The organism is Zobellia russellii (genome assembly GCF_044597075.1).
Lineage (GTDB): Bacteria > Bacteroidota > Bacteroidia > Flavobacteriales > Flavobacteriaceae > Zobellia > Zobellia russellii.
On record NZ_CP139000.1, the window covers coordinates 1,989,601 to 2,003,307 of the forward strand.

The window sequence follows — 13,707 nt, forward strand, 5'->3', positions numbered from 1 at the left end:
ATTCTACCTTTGTTCTCATGAAATCGGTTAAACAGTTATTTGGTCTGTTCATTCTAACAGCAATTTATTGCTGTGCCATTGGCATGGGATTAAATACTGACCAAACCCTTACGACCGAAAGCTCCAATCACTCCCAAAAAGAATCGGTTGCTGCGGTAAGTGCCAAGCTTTATTGCCATACCTCGGAATCCGAAACCCTAGTTGATGCCCCATCTAATAGTGCTCCCAATCAACTTGAAGGTTCAAACCACTTATGGGGAACGCAAAAAATTAGCGAAAGCAGCTTTGAAAGCAAGCTAGCGCAATACACCCGTTTCTCACAAAACCTGCTGGTTTCTTTACGTAAAACGGATATTATATTTCCTTTTCATTACTTCTGGTAAATCCTTTTTAAGTCACTCGTAGTCGAATCCTGAATTTGACACTTTTCATTGGGCTTGCATCGCGCATAGCTCTATTTATCAATTTAAAAAACTTAAAAATGAATTTAGATTTAGGTACAACCCTTATTGGGACCATATCAGTAGTAATTTGTGTAGCCCCTTTTGTTTTGGTTACCAGAAGTGTAAAGAAAAAAGAAAAAGAAATGCTTCGCGCTTTGAACGATTTTGCAAATCTTGACAACTGCAAAATACACGAACATGAATTTATTGGTGATTTTATAATAGGAATGGACACCACTAAAAATGTGGTTTTCTTCTATAAGAAAGAGAAGGATACTCTAGAGAAACTATCTGTTGACCTGAAGGATGTAAAAAATTGCAATGTCTCCAAAATAGGAAAATCTGTACGGAAAAATGGAAAGATAGAACAAATTATTGAACGTATAGAACTTGTTTTCACCACTAGCCCATCTGCAAGTCGTGATGTGGTTTTTGAGTTGTTCAACACCCAAAACAACCTACAACTTAACGGAGAATTGCAAACCGCCGAAAAATGGGCTCAAAAGGTAAATACCATAGTTTAATTTACAGCAAGGTCACAAACCAAAAATCCCCACAGCGTACCGTGGGGATTTTGTTTTTTTAGCCACATATTCTATTTAAGCGAAACACTCAATATATAATCATCCGCAGTTAAATACAGTACTTTTTCATCCTTCCCAAAAACACAGTTGGCCGTCTTTTCTCCTGTAAGGATTCTGGCGATAGGTTTTCCCATATCATCAAAAACCCAAACACCCCCTGGTCCTGTAGCGAACAAATACCCCTTGCTATGCATTTTCATACCATCGGGTAAACCTTGTTGTCCTTTTTGACCTACCAGTTTAGTTACATTATAAAATAGCTTTTTATTATCTACCTTACCGGGTGCAAAAACATCATACTGGTACCATACCGCATGCTCAGGATTGGAAACCGCAACATAAAGTTTGGTGCCATCGTTACTCACCGCAACACCATTGGGGCGAGATAATTTATCAACCAAAACAATCTCACCAGATGTCTTCAAACAATACACTCCTTGGTAGTCCAGTTCTTTTTGTGGATCATCCATTTGTTGGGGCAATCCATAAGGAGGATCTGTAAAATAGAGATTTCCCTCTGCATCATATACCCCGTCATTAGGGCTATTGAAACGTTTACCTTCAAAAGAATCCGCCAACGCCTCATACTCGGCCTTTGGAGCGTTCAATGCACATTTCATTTTAGCCACACGTCGTTCTCCATGTTGCATTAACACCAATTCCCCTTTGGGACTTAAAAGTAATCCGTTGGAACCAGGTTCGGCCCCATAGTCGCTTTCCCATAAATATCCGGAAGGTTTTAGATAAACACTTTGGTTTCCCAAAGTATCAATCTTAAAAACCGTATTGTTAGGTATATCCGAAAATAAAAGATAATCACCATCTGCAATCCATAAAGGCCCTTCTGTCCAGGTAAACCCGCTTCCCAGCACTTTTATTTCAGCATCACTATCAATGAGCTGTAATGCTCTGTCATCAAGTATTTCTACCGAAAAGGCATTCATTTTTTCTTGTGATCGGATGGTAATATGAAGTCCTAACACCAAAGCAAACAAAAAAAATCTTCTCATAATTATTTGTTTAAGGTAAAATACCGATTTAACATCACCCCATAATTTTAGAAATACAGAAAATCAAAGTCATTGCAGATGTACCTAATATTAAGGTACCTACGGTCTGTATCTGGTTTCCTTGTTTGACATCCATTCCCGTTAATTGTGTAAATACCCAAAAGAAACTATCATTGGCATGTGAGACCACTGTAGAGCCTGCTCCAATAGCTAAAACGGTCATAGTCTTCATAAAAGTTTCATCTAGACCAAGGGCAGGCATCATTGGTGCCACAATAGAAGCGGTAGTAATCAAGGCCACCGTAGAAGAACCTTGTGTGGTCTTTAAACAGGCCGCTAACAGAAAAGGGAAAAACAAACCGATGGACATACCCGAAAAGCTTTCCGTAATCAACTCTGCAAAACCTGAATTTTGAAGCATTGCCCCAAAAATACCACCTGCACCGGTAATTAGGATAATAGGAGCGGCAATACGCAACGAATCTCCCAGCCAACCGGTTGCGGAGTATACCTGTGGGTCTAATTTCTCCGGAAGCAGCAAGGACAAAAGAACACCTATTAAAAGCGCTATAACCGGTGTTCCCAAAAAAGCTATGATGGGGTACATAGCGGAGCCTGTCATATCTAGTTCCGGATAATCAAAAACCGATTTTAACACAATTAGAATAATAGGTACTATGATGCATAATAATGAAAGTGACAATTTTGGTCTGTGCACCACATCTGGCGCAACTTCCATACGAATAGGGACATTTACCTTAGAAGCAATCTTAGTGGCAAAAAAATAACAACTGACCAATGACAGTGAACTTACTACCAATCCCCACAAAATTACACTACCCAATTCCGCATTTAAAATTCCCGCTGCGGCAATAGGGCCAGGTGTTGGTGGCACCATTACATGCGTGGCCGTAAGTCCCAACGCTAAAGCTGCCGTTGTACCAGCGTAGGCAACCTTTGCTTTTTCCGAAAGTGCCTTATTAAGCGAATTCATAATAATAAAAGCACTATCCGCAAAAACGGGTATAGAAAGAAGATACCCTGTTAACATCATGGCCAGGTGAATGGATTTCTCTCCAATAAGTTGAATCATACGGGTTGCAATAACCATAGCTCCTCCCGATTTTTCAAGAACGGTACCGATGGCCACACCAAAGAAAATGATGAGACCAATTTTACCCATTATACTTCCAAAGCCATTATTAACAGAATCAATTATTGCCGTAACACTCATTCCGGTTATAAAACCATAGCCTATGGCCGCCAACAACAACACAAAAAACGGATGGATTTTCCAGCGAACAATACCCAGGATAATAAATGCCAGGGCGCAGACTAAAGCAATGATATAAAGCATAGCGGGTGGGTTAATTTTCTCTTAAATTAAGAAGTAAATCGTTCAAATACTGCTAATTATGCAGAATTTTTTACCACTCCGCAAAACTTCCATCCTCATTTCTCCAGATAGGATTTGCCCAATTATGGCCAATTTTCTGGCCTTCCCTTAGTTTTTCTTCATTGATATCTACTCCAAGACCCGGTTTTTTTAGAAGCTCTATATAACCATCTTTCACATCAAAAACTTCAGGATTATCCATATAATCTAACAAATCAAAACCTTTGTTGTAATGTATGCCCAAACTACTTTCTTGAATAACGGCATTTATGGAGTTAAAATCTACATGAAGACATGAAGCAAGGGCTACAGGTCCCAATGGACAGTGTGGTGCCAATGCTACATCATAAGCCTCTGCCATTGCGGCAATTCTACGTACTTCGGAAATACCCCCTGCGTGACTTAAATCTGGCTGAATAATATCTACGGTGCCACTATGTAAGAGTTCTTTAAAATCCCAACGAGAGAACATACGCTCTCCGGTTGCAATAGGAATACTGGTATATGGATAAATATGATCAAAAGCCTCCTTGTTCTCGCTCAGTACGGGTTCCTCAATAAACATAGGATTGTATGGTGCCAGTTCATCAATTAAACGCTTGACCATGCCTTTATGGATTCTTCCATGAAAATCAAGTCCTATATCCAACATATCTCCAAACTCTTCGCGAAGCAACCTAATATTGTCGGCCACGGTTTTTATCTTTTGTAAGGAGTCAATCCAGGCAAAAGCTCCGGTAGCATTCATTTTTACGGCTTTATAGCCTTGCTCCACTTTTTCACGAGCCTGCTCAAGAACAACTTCCGGATGGTCCCCTCCAATCCAACAGTACATTTTCATTTTCTTACGTACAGCACCACCCAAAAGGTCATAGACCGGTACTCCAAGATGTTTGCCTTTAATATCCCAAAGGGCTTGATCTATACCTGAAATAGCACTCATAAGAATAGGTCCACCACGATAAAAGCCACCACCATACAGAGTCTGCCAAATATCTTCTATATCATTGGCAGAACGCCCAATTATGTATTGAGATAGTTCTTGTACGCAAGCTTCCACAGTAGCCGCTTTACCTTCTACAACAGGCTCACCCCAACCTATAATTCCACTTTTAGTTGTTATTTTCAGAAAAAGCCAACGTGGTGGCACTTTAAAAAGTTCTATTTTTTCAATTCGTAAGTCGTCCATACTCCACTACAATTCTTAAGGTTGATTAAATACGTTCAATTAGCAGTACGCACCGCTAAAATTAGTCTCCCCTAAAGTAATGAATAATTTTGAAGTGTAATTATTACGTTTAAAATAACCCCAATACGCAACTATCTGCCACAAAAAAACCTGTCCATTACTGAACAGGTTCTAATTTTTTATAAAGAGTTTACGCCATTACGCAGGCTCACCATATAAATCAAAATCAGCCGCTTCGGTAATCTTTATATCTACAAATTCTCCTTGTTTTAAATAGAATTGAGCCGCATCTATCAGCACTTCATTATCAACATCGGGCGAATCAAATTCCGTACGGCCTACAAAATACTGACCTTCTTTACGGTCTATGATACAACGGAAAGTCTCCCCAATTTTCTCTTGGTTCAACTCCCATGAAATTTGAGATTGTATTTCCATAATCTCATTGGCTCTTTCCTGCTTTACGTCTTCCGGCACATCATCTTCTAAAGTATATGCATGCGTATTTTCTTCATGACTATAGGTAAAGCAACCCAAACGCTCAAAACGCATTTCGGTAACCCAGTCTTTTAAGGTTTGAAAATCTTCCTCGGTTTCACCGGGATAACCAACTATCAAGGTAGTACGAATGGTCATTTCTGGAACGGCGGCCCTAAATTCCTTCAACAATTTTGTTGTTTTGGCCTGTGTAGTACCACGCCGCATACTTTTTAAAATGGAATCGGAAATATGTTGAAGTGGAATATCTAGGTAATTACAGATTTTAGGTTCTTCCTTCATTACATCAAGCACGTCCAAAGGAAATCCTGTTGGGAAAGCGTAATGCAACCTAATCCATTCAATACCATCAACTTTAACCAAAGCCTGCAATAGCTCTGCTAAATTTCTCTTTTTATAAAGATCAAGTCCGTAATAAGTCAAATCCTGCGCAATAAGAATCAACTCTTTAACACCCTTTGCAGCCAATTTTTGGGCCTCGGTCACCAAATCTTCTATTGGTGTACTACGGTGTTTACCCCTCATTATAGGAATAGCGCAGAATGAACAAGGTCTATCACAACCCTCAGCAATCTTTAAATACGCATAATTCTTAGGCGTAGTAGTCAACCTTTCACCTATAAGCTCGTGCTTATAATCCGCCCCAAGTGCCTTTAACAAGTTTGGCAATTCACTGGTTCCAAAATACTCGTCTACATTTGGAATTTCTTTTTGCAAATCCGGTTTATAGCGCTCACTAAGACAACCGGTCACAAACACCTTATCTACTTGTCCAGCTTCCTTTTTTTGAACATATTCCAAGATAGTATTGACACTTTCTTCTTTTGCGTTCGCGATAAATCCGCAGGTATTGATTACTACAACATTACCTTCCTCTTCATGTACCACTTCTTTGTCGTTGGCACGCAATTGCCCCATGAGTACTTCGGAGTCGTAAACGTTTTTAGAGCACCCCAAAGTAACTACATTGATTTTATTCTGCTTCTGCGATTTTGTTCTCATAACTAGAAATTGAGCGCAAAAATACAACAAGCTGAACGAACAGCTCCGTTTTGGTACGATTTCTTACCGAATTACGTTAAACTTTCATATACATCTGATGTCCAACATGAAACCAAGGTCATGAAATATAAGAATTGTATTATCATAGGTTTAATCTTAGCCTTCCTCAGTAGCTGTTCAAAAGATACTCCCCAAGTTGAGCCGGAAATAGAAACCGAACCAAGTGGCATGTATTTTCCTGAGGCTGGAAGTACATCATGGGAAACGGTTAGCCCACAACAACTAAATTGGAAAGAAGACAAACTACCCAATTTATACGATTACCTAGAAACCAAGAACTCAAAAGGGTTTATTGTTCTAAAAAACGGACGCATCGTAATAGAAAAGTATTTTAACGGTCATTCCCAAAATGACAACTGGATTTGGTACTCGGCCGGAAAAACGCTGGTTTCCAGCACCGTGGGCATTGCTCAAGACGAAGGTTATTTATCTATAAACGATACATCTTCCGACTATTTAGGAACCAATTGGTCTTCCTTAACTACCGAAAAACAAGATTTAATAACTGTTAAAAATCATTTGAGTATGAGCACAGGGTTGCAAGATTATGTAGGACAGACCTTAAAATGAATCTGTACACAACCCTCCTGTTTTAATTATGAAGCCGATGCCGGTGAAAGATGGGCCTATCACCAAGGTGCTTTTACCATGTTAAAAGACATCGTAACCAACGCTACCGGAACAGACTTTAATGATTATTTCTACACCAAAATCAGGGATAAGATTGGAATGAAAGGCTCTTGGAACGAACAGACCTTATTGACTTTGTACGCTAGCGACACTAGAAGTATGGCGCGCTGGGGGCTATTGATCCAGAATGAAGGGATCTGGGACGCAGAACGTATTATTAGTAAAACTTACTTTGATGAAATGACCAGCACTTCCCAAGACATTAATAAATCATACGGCTATTTATGGTGGCTAAATGGCAAAGAAAGCTACATGAACACTACTTCTCAAACCGTAGTTTCAGGTTCGCTAATACCTAATGCTCCAACAGATATGATTGCCGCTTTAGGTGCTAACGACCAGAAAATATATGTGGTTCCCAGTAGAAATTTAGTGGTGGTACGCTGTGGTGATAGTGCGGAAGAAACCCAATTGGGTCTTTCTAGCTTTGACAACGAATTATGGGGTAAAATAAATGCTGTAATCAATTAGTGTAACCTTATATTTGGCCACCCAAAACCTAGATACTATACGTTGAAAAATGAATCTACAAATTCATGTTTATTAAACACCTGTAAATCTTCTATACCTTCGCCAACGCCAATATATTTAACAGGAATTTGAAACTGATCAGAAATTCCGATAACCACTCCCCCTTTTGCAGTACCATCTAGTTTAGTAACTGCCAGTGACGTTACTTCCGTAGCCTTTGTAAATTGCTTAGCCTGCTCAAAAGCATTTTGCCCTGTAGATCCGTCAAGTACGAGCAGAACATCATGCGGGGTATCATCCACAACTTTTTGCATTACGCGCTTTACTTTCGTGAGCTCGTTCATTAAGTTCACTTTGTTGTGTAGACGTCCGGCGGTATCAATAATAACCACATCGGCATCCTGTTTTACGGCGGAACTTAAAGTATCAAAAGCCACTGAGGCCGGGTCGCTGCCCATCTTCTGTTTTATGATGGGTACATCTACCCTATCTGCCCATACCTGCAATTGGTCAATGGCTGCAGCACGGAAAGTATCTGCAGCACCCAAGACTACTTTTAGACCTTGCTTTTTAAATTGATGGGCCAATTTACCAATGGTAGTTGTTTTACCCACGCCATTAACGCCCACCACCATAATTACATACGGTTTTTTATCTGTTGGAATCGAAAATTCCGTTTGGTTGCCAAGATTGGTTTCCGAGAGAAGACCGGAAATTTCTTCACGAAGAATGGTGTTAAGCTCATCCGTGCCCATATATTTGTCCTTGGAAACGCGGGCTTCTATACGTTCAATAATTTTTAAGGTCGTTGTTACCCCTACATCCGAAGAAACTAGCACCTCTTCAAGATTATCCAATACATCATCATCTACCTTAGACTTACCGGCAACCGCTTTGCTAAGCTTTGAAAAGAAAGAAGTTTTGGATTTCTCCAGGCCCTTATCAAGGCTTTCTTTTTTCTTTGACGAAAATATATTTTTGAATAAACTCATGTGCTCTTTGTATTAATAGGCTCAAAGATAATAAAGTAAGGCGGAAGTTTTTACTATAAATAGCACTACTGTGAATTCAAACCCACGGGCTATGCCCTGAAACTTCTTCAACCTGTGCGGTAAACAACAAAAAAAGCCCCTTCTTTATGAAGAGGCTTTATCATACTTTAAAAAGTATCTTACTTTTTAGACAACCATTCGTTGACCGCTTCTGGGGCCATAACAGATTCTACAAAAGTGTAAGAACCACTTTTTGGAGACTTCACCATTTTAATGGCTTTTGTCAATCTTTTTGAACTTGTCTGTAAACTTGCTACCGTCTTCTTTGCCATGACTAATATGCTTTTATGTTCTCGCTAAAACGAAAACTTATTTAATCTCCTTATGGATTGTCATCCTTTTTAAAATAGGATTGAACTTTTTAATCTCCATTCTTTCGGGAGTATTCTTTTTATTCTTGGTAGTAATGTACCGTGAAGTACCTGGCTGTCCCGATTCTTTATGCTCGGTACACTCCAAAATTACTTGTATTCTATTTCCTTTCTTTGCCATCGTATTCTAAGCTTATTTTACCAATCCTTCTGCTTTTGCATCTTTCAATACAGCAGAAATACCCTTTTTGTTGATAATCTTCAACGCCTTTGCAGAAACCTTCAAGGTTACCCAACGGTCTTCTTCGGGAATATAAAAACGTTTCTTAGAAAGATTAACATTGAACCTTCTTTTGGTCTTATTGATAGAAAACGATACGTTGTTACCGAACATCGCTCTCTTCCCCGTAATTTCACAAACTTTTGACATCGCGCTGATTTTTCTTTAAACAGGGTGCAAATTTATATCATTTTTATGGATGCACAAAACAATATTTCAGATTTTTGAAATTTCTTTTTGCAACAGCTCCAAAGCCTTGTTAACGGACTTCTCTACAATGCGTTCTCTATGGCTTCCCATATTAAACTTATGGGCATAAACTCCGTTTGGTGTTGCAATGCCTATAAAGACCGTTCCGATCTCCGCATCCGAATCTCCTTTTGTAGGACCGGCATTACCTGTAGTGGCTATAGCATAGTGCGTCTTGAACAGGTGTCTAACGTTTTCTGCCATTTCCTTAGCTACTTCTGCACTCACCACAGAGTAAGTTGTTACAACGTCCCTTGGCACTTTAAGCACGTTTATTTTCGCATCTGTGGCATAACTAACCACACTACCCTGAAAGTAAGCTGACGCTCCTGGCAAGGCCGTTAGTTGCTCCGCAATTTTTCCTCCGGTAAAACTTTCGGCCGTAGAAAGGGTCAATCCTTTTTCCGTACATAGTTTGGCCACAACTTGTTCCAAGGTTTCCTCATCCTCAGTGCCGTACATAATATCACCGATCAACGGATTTAATTTTTGTACCTCGGCATCAACGGCATCCCCAAGCGCTTTCTTATCCGGACCTTTAGCGGTCAATCGTAACCTGACTTTACCCAAACTGGGTAGATATGCCAATCGTATGGAAGCAGGTAAGTTATTTTCCCAATCTTCTATTTTATCCGCAATAGAACTTTCGCCCAGACCATAGGTAACCACTGTTCTATGCAAAATATAAGGACGCTTAAATTCCGAAATGATCTTAGGAATTACCTTATCCGTTATTAAATTCTTCATCTCATAGGGCACTCCCGGCAACGAAACAAAGGCTACACCATCTTCTTGGATCCACATACCAGGAGCCGTACCAAAGGCATTGTGCAAAACCGTGGCCTTAGAAGGAACCAAAGCTTGTTTTCTGTTGATATCCGATATGGGCGTAGTGGTAATATACTTCCTAAAAAGTTCTTCTACATGTGCCAAAACACCTGCATTTTCTACCAAGGTGTCATTAAAAAACTCACATAGCGTGTGCTTTGTAATATCATCTTTGGTAGGGCCAAGCCCTCCGGTTATGATAACAACTTGAACCCTCTTTTTGGCGTCTTCCAACGCTTGAAGAATATGCTCCCTATCATCTTGAATTGAAGTAATCTGGTAGACAGACACCCCAATTTTATTAAGTTCTTTGGAGATAAAAACGGAATTGGTATCAACAATCTGACCTATTAGAATCTCATCGCCAATGGTAATGATTTCAGCAAGCATTAGATGTTGAAATCTTTTTTAAGCTCGGCCACTACTTGGTCTATGTCTTTTTTCAACAAAGGAAAAACCACTTGTATCTCGGACATATTGGCTTCTGCTTTTCCCAAAGTTTCAATCTGTAAGGCAGCGGCACGCGTCTGTTCCATACCCAACAAATCTACATTAGGTTTAATTTTATGAGCTAATTTGTAAACCTGGTCATGGTTTTGCTCATTTAAGGCAGCTTCTAGATCTTCTAAATCCTGCGGCACCTCTTCTAAAAATACAGAGATAACAGAGTTGATGAAATCCTCATCTCCTTCTGCCATTTCATTGATTTTATCAAGACTGTAAATCATTATTTTACTTTTAAATGAAAAAGTTCACGACCCTCCAGAATACCTGAAAGGTAGTCATTTGCTTCAATTCTACCAACACCGGCCGGTGTACCCGTAAAAATTACATCGCCTTTTTTTAACATAAAAAACCGGGAAACATACGACACCAGCTCATCTATCTTCCAGAGCATGAGACCGGTATTCCCTTTTTGGACTTCACCTTCGTTCTTCAACAAAGAGAAATTTAAATTGTTTAAATCTTTAAAATTTGTTTTCGAAAGCCACTCTCCTATGACCGCTGAACCATCAAAACCCTTTGCTTTTTCCCACGGCAAACCTTTCTCTTTGAGCTTTGATTGTAAATCTCTAGCGGTAAAATCTATTCCCAAACCAACTTCGTCATAATAGGTATGGGCAAATTTTTCATTAATGTGCTTCCCTACTTTTTTAATCTTGACCAATACCTCTACTTCATAGTGTATGTCATTGGAAAATTCAGGAATATAGAAATCCTGTTCTTTGGGTAGAATTGCGGAATCCGGTTTAATAAACACTACAGGTTCATCTGGTCTTTCATTGGCCAATTCCTCTATATGTTCAGTATAATTTCTACCGATACAGATAATTTTCATGGAAACCCTCTTAGTTTTTAACTTAGCTTATTGTTCAGCTGACTTAATTTAACTTGTGTCAGCACCTTTTTTGTATATAGCGGAAAATCTGCATTAAGAATCCACCCGAAATAGCCAGGTTCTTTTTCCAATACATCCAGAACCTTTCTTCCTTTGTGTTTACCAAAGGCAAAAATTTCTACACCATCCTCATCATATCCTAAAAAGCCTGCAAAATCCGCAAACTGCCTATGGGTAGAAAATTCGGCCAGCTTCTTTACATTGTTCTCCAGTTCCGGGTATCTATCCAATTGGGACAATAACACCTCATAGGTAGCCAATGTATCCGCTTCGGCACTATGGGCATCGGTAAGGTCTTTATCACAATAAAACTTGTAAGCTGCCGCTAGGGTACGCTTTTCCATCTTATGAAATATAGTCTGTACATCTATGGAGACCATACTCTTCATATCAAAGTCTAACTCTGCCCTTAACATTTCTTCGGCCAACAGAGGAATATCAAAACGATCTGAATTAAACCCTCCTAAATCGCAGTCTTTAATCATGGCGTAGATGGTCCGGGAAAGGTCTTTAAAAGTTGGCTCATTGGCAACTTTTTCATTTGAAATACCATGAATAGCAACCACCTCTTCCGGGATTTCCATTTCCGGATTTACCAACCAGGTTTTACTTTCCTTATTCCCGTTAGGGTATACTTTTAAAACAGATATTTCTACGATCCGGTCTTTGGCAACGTTAGTTCCCGTAGTTTCCAAATCAAAAAAACAAATGGGACGCGTAAGATTAAGTTCCATGTTTTTAGCAATTTTTTTTTAACAAAGATAACCTTTAACAAGGTTCAAGAAAACATATCCATACTTTTCTTATTAAAGAAAAATAGCACTACAACCTAGTATTTATAACATTATTAAACGCGGAACCAAAAGTATAGCTAAGACCAACACTAAGGCTGGTCTCAAAATCAGTAGCAATCTGTTTTTGCTGCAGCAATACATCCTCTAGAGATGCATCTCCTCCCGGCAGGTTGATCTGATCCCTTATAATCTCGAACCTGCCCGAAAACCGTGCCGCTAAACCTTTTAACAATCGCACTGAAAAACTTCCGTTCAACTGAATTCTATTTTTGGCAAAATCATTCAAAAAAGTAGACCCCCTTAGCCGTGCATAAACGTTACCCCAAGGCTGACGATACCTTATCTGTACATCTAACGAATGATTAAAAACACCTTCCGTTTCTTTATTAAAAATGGTCGGTTCTATATAATCATTATGAAAGTAGCCTATTTTATATGCAAAAACGATTTCTCTACGGAGCACTTCTTTGTACGAGTAGATATTGTATTCTATGGCCGGGGTTGCGTAATATTTAAAGTCAAGATTCGTAAAGGTGTTATGTTGCACACCTCCAAAAATACCGGCAGACCAATGGTCCGATAGACTGGCAACGATACTACCATCTGCAGAATACCTAAAACGTTCACTGGTAAACGTTTCCTCATTCCTAACAAATTCTTTATTGGCCTGATTGAGTTCAACATCCGTACGAATCCGTAATTTTTCCGTTACATGATCACTTTGAAAGCCCAATTCATATTCAAATTCTTTACGACTAGATTCCCTTTTAAGCTTGGCTTCCCCATAAACTTCAAAAATCCAATTGTTCCAAGGATCCCTAAAATCTACCTCTTGAATCTCACCAAGCCCTTCTTTATTGACCGTGTACGTAATATTCTCTGCTAAATCCGATTCCAAAACATATTGAAGAAGTCCTGATTGTACTTTCTTTAGAAGTCCCTTGCGCACCTCATCATCCGTCATGCTGGCGGTACTATCGTAAGTAAGTTTTCCAAAAATATCCTTATAATCCTCTACACCCTCAAACTCTAACATATAGGTACGCCCTCCGCTACCATTGGCTATATCGTAAATAAAGAGTTTTACATTGGCCTGTGCCTGATCACGAACGTGATTTACATAGTTTATTTCTTGCCTTAGATAATTCTTTTCGCAATTACAATCTATATAAAGTTTTAGGGGTGCTTTTTCCTCTTGATCTACACTTGCTTCTTGCGCAAACATAAGAACAGGAGTCAAAAATAAAAGGAAAAGGAACGAATCTAAAATTCGTATTGGGAACGTTTTGAAATCTCTTATTGGCATTGTTGGTTTGGCGACCTGATGGTTATTTATCTATCGCATGAAAATAAGACTATTAATCTATTTATAGCGAAAGCCCAATGAAAAACCGAAATAAATTATGGATTTAAAACAAATACGCTTTTTAAGTGAGAATGCCTTAACAAAA

Annotated in this window: 17 protein-coding genes; 4 read left to right on the forward strand and 13 right to left on the reverse strand. The window is 39.1% G+C overall.

Features of this window, described 5'->3' with window-relative positions:
- Window positions 1-17 precede the first annotated feature (17 nt).
- Together SJY45_RS07970 and SJY45_RS07975 are read left to right on the forward strand one after the other, a co-directional pair.
- Complete coding sequence (locus SJY45_RS07970) at window positions 18-383, forward strand: hypothetical protein (RefSeq protein ID WP_400073957.1); 366 nt, start codon at window positions 18-20, stop codon at window positions 381-383.
- Window positions 384-481: 98 nt separating this feature from the next.
- Window positions 482-967 carry a hypothetical protein gene (locus SJY45_RS07975; RefSeq protein ID WP_400073959.1) on the forward strand — a complete coding sequence of 162 codons (486 nt, stop codon included), beginning with the start codon at window positions 482-484 and terminating at the stop codon, window positions 965-967.
- 71 nt (window positions 968-1,038) lie between these two features.
- On the opposite strand, the gene SJY45_RS07980 is transcribed toward SJY45_RS07975, so the two are convergent.
- The 4 genes from SJY45_RS07980 to rimO all read right to left on the reverse strand — a co-directional run bounded on the left by SJY45_RS07980 (window position 1,039) and on the right by rimO (window position 6,122).
- Entirely contained in the window at window positions 1,039-2,037 is a 999-nt protein-coding gene (locus tag SJY45_RS07980) for an SMP-30/gluconolactonase/LRE family protein (protein WP_400073961.1), read from the reverse strand.
- 34 nt (window positions 2,038-2,071) lie between these two features.
- Window positions 2,072-3,394: a GntP family permease gene (locus tag SJY45_RS07985; RefSeq protein WP_400073963.1), complete on the reverse strand. Its 1,323-nt coding sequence runs from the start codon at window positions 3,392-3,394 to the stop codon at window positions 2,072-2,074.
- A 70-nt stretch (window positions 3,395-3,464) separates the two neighbouring features.
- Window positions 3,465-4,622: a galactonate dehydratase gene (gene dgoD / locus SJY45_RS07990; RefSeq protein WP_400073964.1), complete on the reverse strand. Its 1,158-nt coding sequence runs from the start codon at window positions 4,620-4,622 to the stop codon at window positions 3,465-3,467.
- A gap of 198 nt (window positions 4,623-4,820) precedes the next feature.
- Window positions 4,821-6,122 carry a 30S ribosomal protein S12 methylthiotransferase RimO gene (gene rimO / locus SJY45_RS07995; protein ID WP_289061997.1) on the reverse strand — a complete coding sequence of 434 codons (1,302 nt, stop codon included), beginning with the start codon at window positions 6,120-6,122 and terminating at the stop codon, window positions 4,821-4,823.
- 120 nt (window positions 6,123-6,242) lie between these two features.
- Between rimO and SJY45_RS08000 the strand changes: the two genes are divergently transcribed.
- Both SJY45_RS08000 and SJY45_RS08005 read left to right on the forward strand, forming a co-directional pair.
- Window positions 6,243-6,752 (forward strand): serine hydrolase, encoded by a 510-nt coding sequence (locus SJY45_RS08000; protein ID WP_400073966.1) that lies wholly within the window; start codon window positions 6,243-6,245, stop codon window positions 6,750-6,752.
- Window positions 6,753-7,343, forward strand: a complete 591-nt coding sequence (locus tag SJY45_RS08005) for a serine hydrolase domain-containing protein (RefSeq protein ID WP_400074315.1) — start codon at window positions 6,753-6,755, stop codon at window positions 7,341-7,343.
- A gap of 35 nt (window positions 7,344-7,378) precedes the next feature.
- On the opposite strand, the gene ftsY is transcribed toward SJY45_RS08005, so the two are convergent.
- From ftsY to SJY45_RS08050, 9 genes are all read right to left on the reverse strand, one after another.
- Window positions 7,379-8,335, reverse strand: a complete 957-nt coding sequence (gene ftsY, locus SJY45_RS08010) for a signal recognition particle-docking protein FtsY (RefSeq protein ID WP_215441008.1) — start codon at window positions 8,333-8,335, stop codon at window positions 7,379-7,381.
- Window positions 8,336-8,514: 179 nt separating this feature from the next.
- Window positions 8,515-8,667, reverse strand: a complete 153-nt coding sequence (locus SJY45_RS08015) for a DUF4295 domain-containing protein (protein ID WP_215441009.1) — start codon at window positions 8,665-8,667, stop codon at window positions 8,515-8,517.
- Between the two features lie 37 nt (window positions 8,668-8,704).
- Window positions 8,705-8,887, reverse strand: a complete 183-nt coding sequence (rpmG, locus tag SJY45_RS08020; RefSeq protein WP_038234759.1) for a 50S ribosomal protein L33 — start codon at window positions 8,885-8,887, stop codon at window positions 8,705-8,707.
- Between the two features lie 12 nt (window positions 8,888-8,899).
- Window positions 8,900-9,136 carry a 50S ribosomal protein L28 gene (gene rpmB, locus SJY45_RS08025; RefSeq protein WP_155597461.1) on the reverse strand — a complete coding sequence of 79 codons (237 nt, stop codon included), beginning with the start codon at window positions 9,134-9,136 and terminating at the stop codon, window positions 8,900-8,902.
- Window positions 9,137-9,202: 66 nt separating this feature from the next.
- Window positions 9,203-10,453, reverse strand: coding sequence for a competence/damage-inducible protein A (locus SJY45_RS08030; protein WP_400073970.1), 1,251 nt, complete (start codon window positions 10,451-10,453; stop codon window positions 9,203-9,205).
- A complete protein-coding gene (locus tag SJY45_RS08035; protein WP_215441013.1) occupies window positions 10,453-10,791 on the reverse strand; it encodes an Hpt domain-containing protein in 339 nt (112 codons plus the stop codon). Before SJY45_RS08035 ends, SJY45_RS08030 begins: the two co-directional genes overlap by 1 nt.
- A complete protein-coding gene (locus SJY45_RS08040; RefSeq protein WP_215441015.1) occupies window positions 10,791-11,402 on the reverse strand; it encodes a fumarylacetoacetate hydrolase family protein in 612 nt (203 codons plus the stop codon). Before SJY45_RS08040 ends, SJY45_RS08035 begins: the two co-directional genes overlap by 1 nt.
- 17 nt (window positions 11,403-11,419) lie before the next feature.
- Window positions 11,420-12,196: a 3'-5' exonuclease gene (locus tag SJY45_RS08045; RefSeq protein ID WP_215441016.1), complete on the reverse strand. Its 777-nt coding sequence runs from the start codon at window positions 12,194-12,196 to the stop codon at window positions 11,420-11,422.
- Window positions 12,197-12,284: 88 nt separating this feature from the next.
- On the reverse strand, window positions 12,285-13,481 hold the full coding sequence (locus SJY45_RS08050) for a hypothetical protein (RefSeq protein ID WP_303406938.1): 1,197 nt from the start codon (window positions 13,479-13,481) through the stop codon (window positions 12,285-12,287).
- Between the last annotated feature and the right edge of the window lie 226 nt (window positions 13,482-13,707).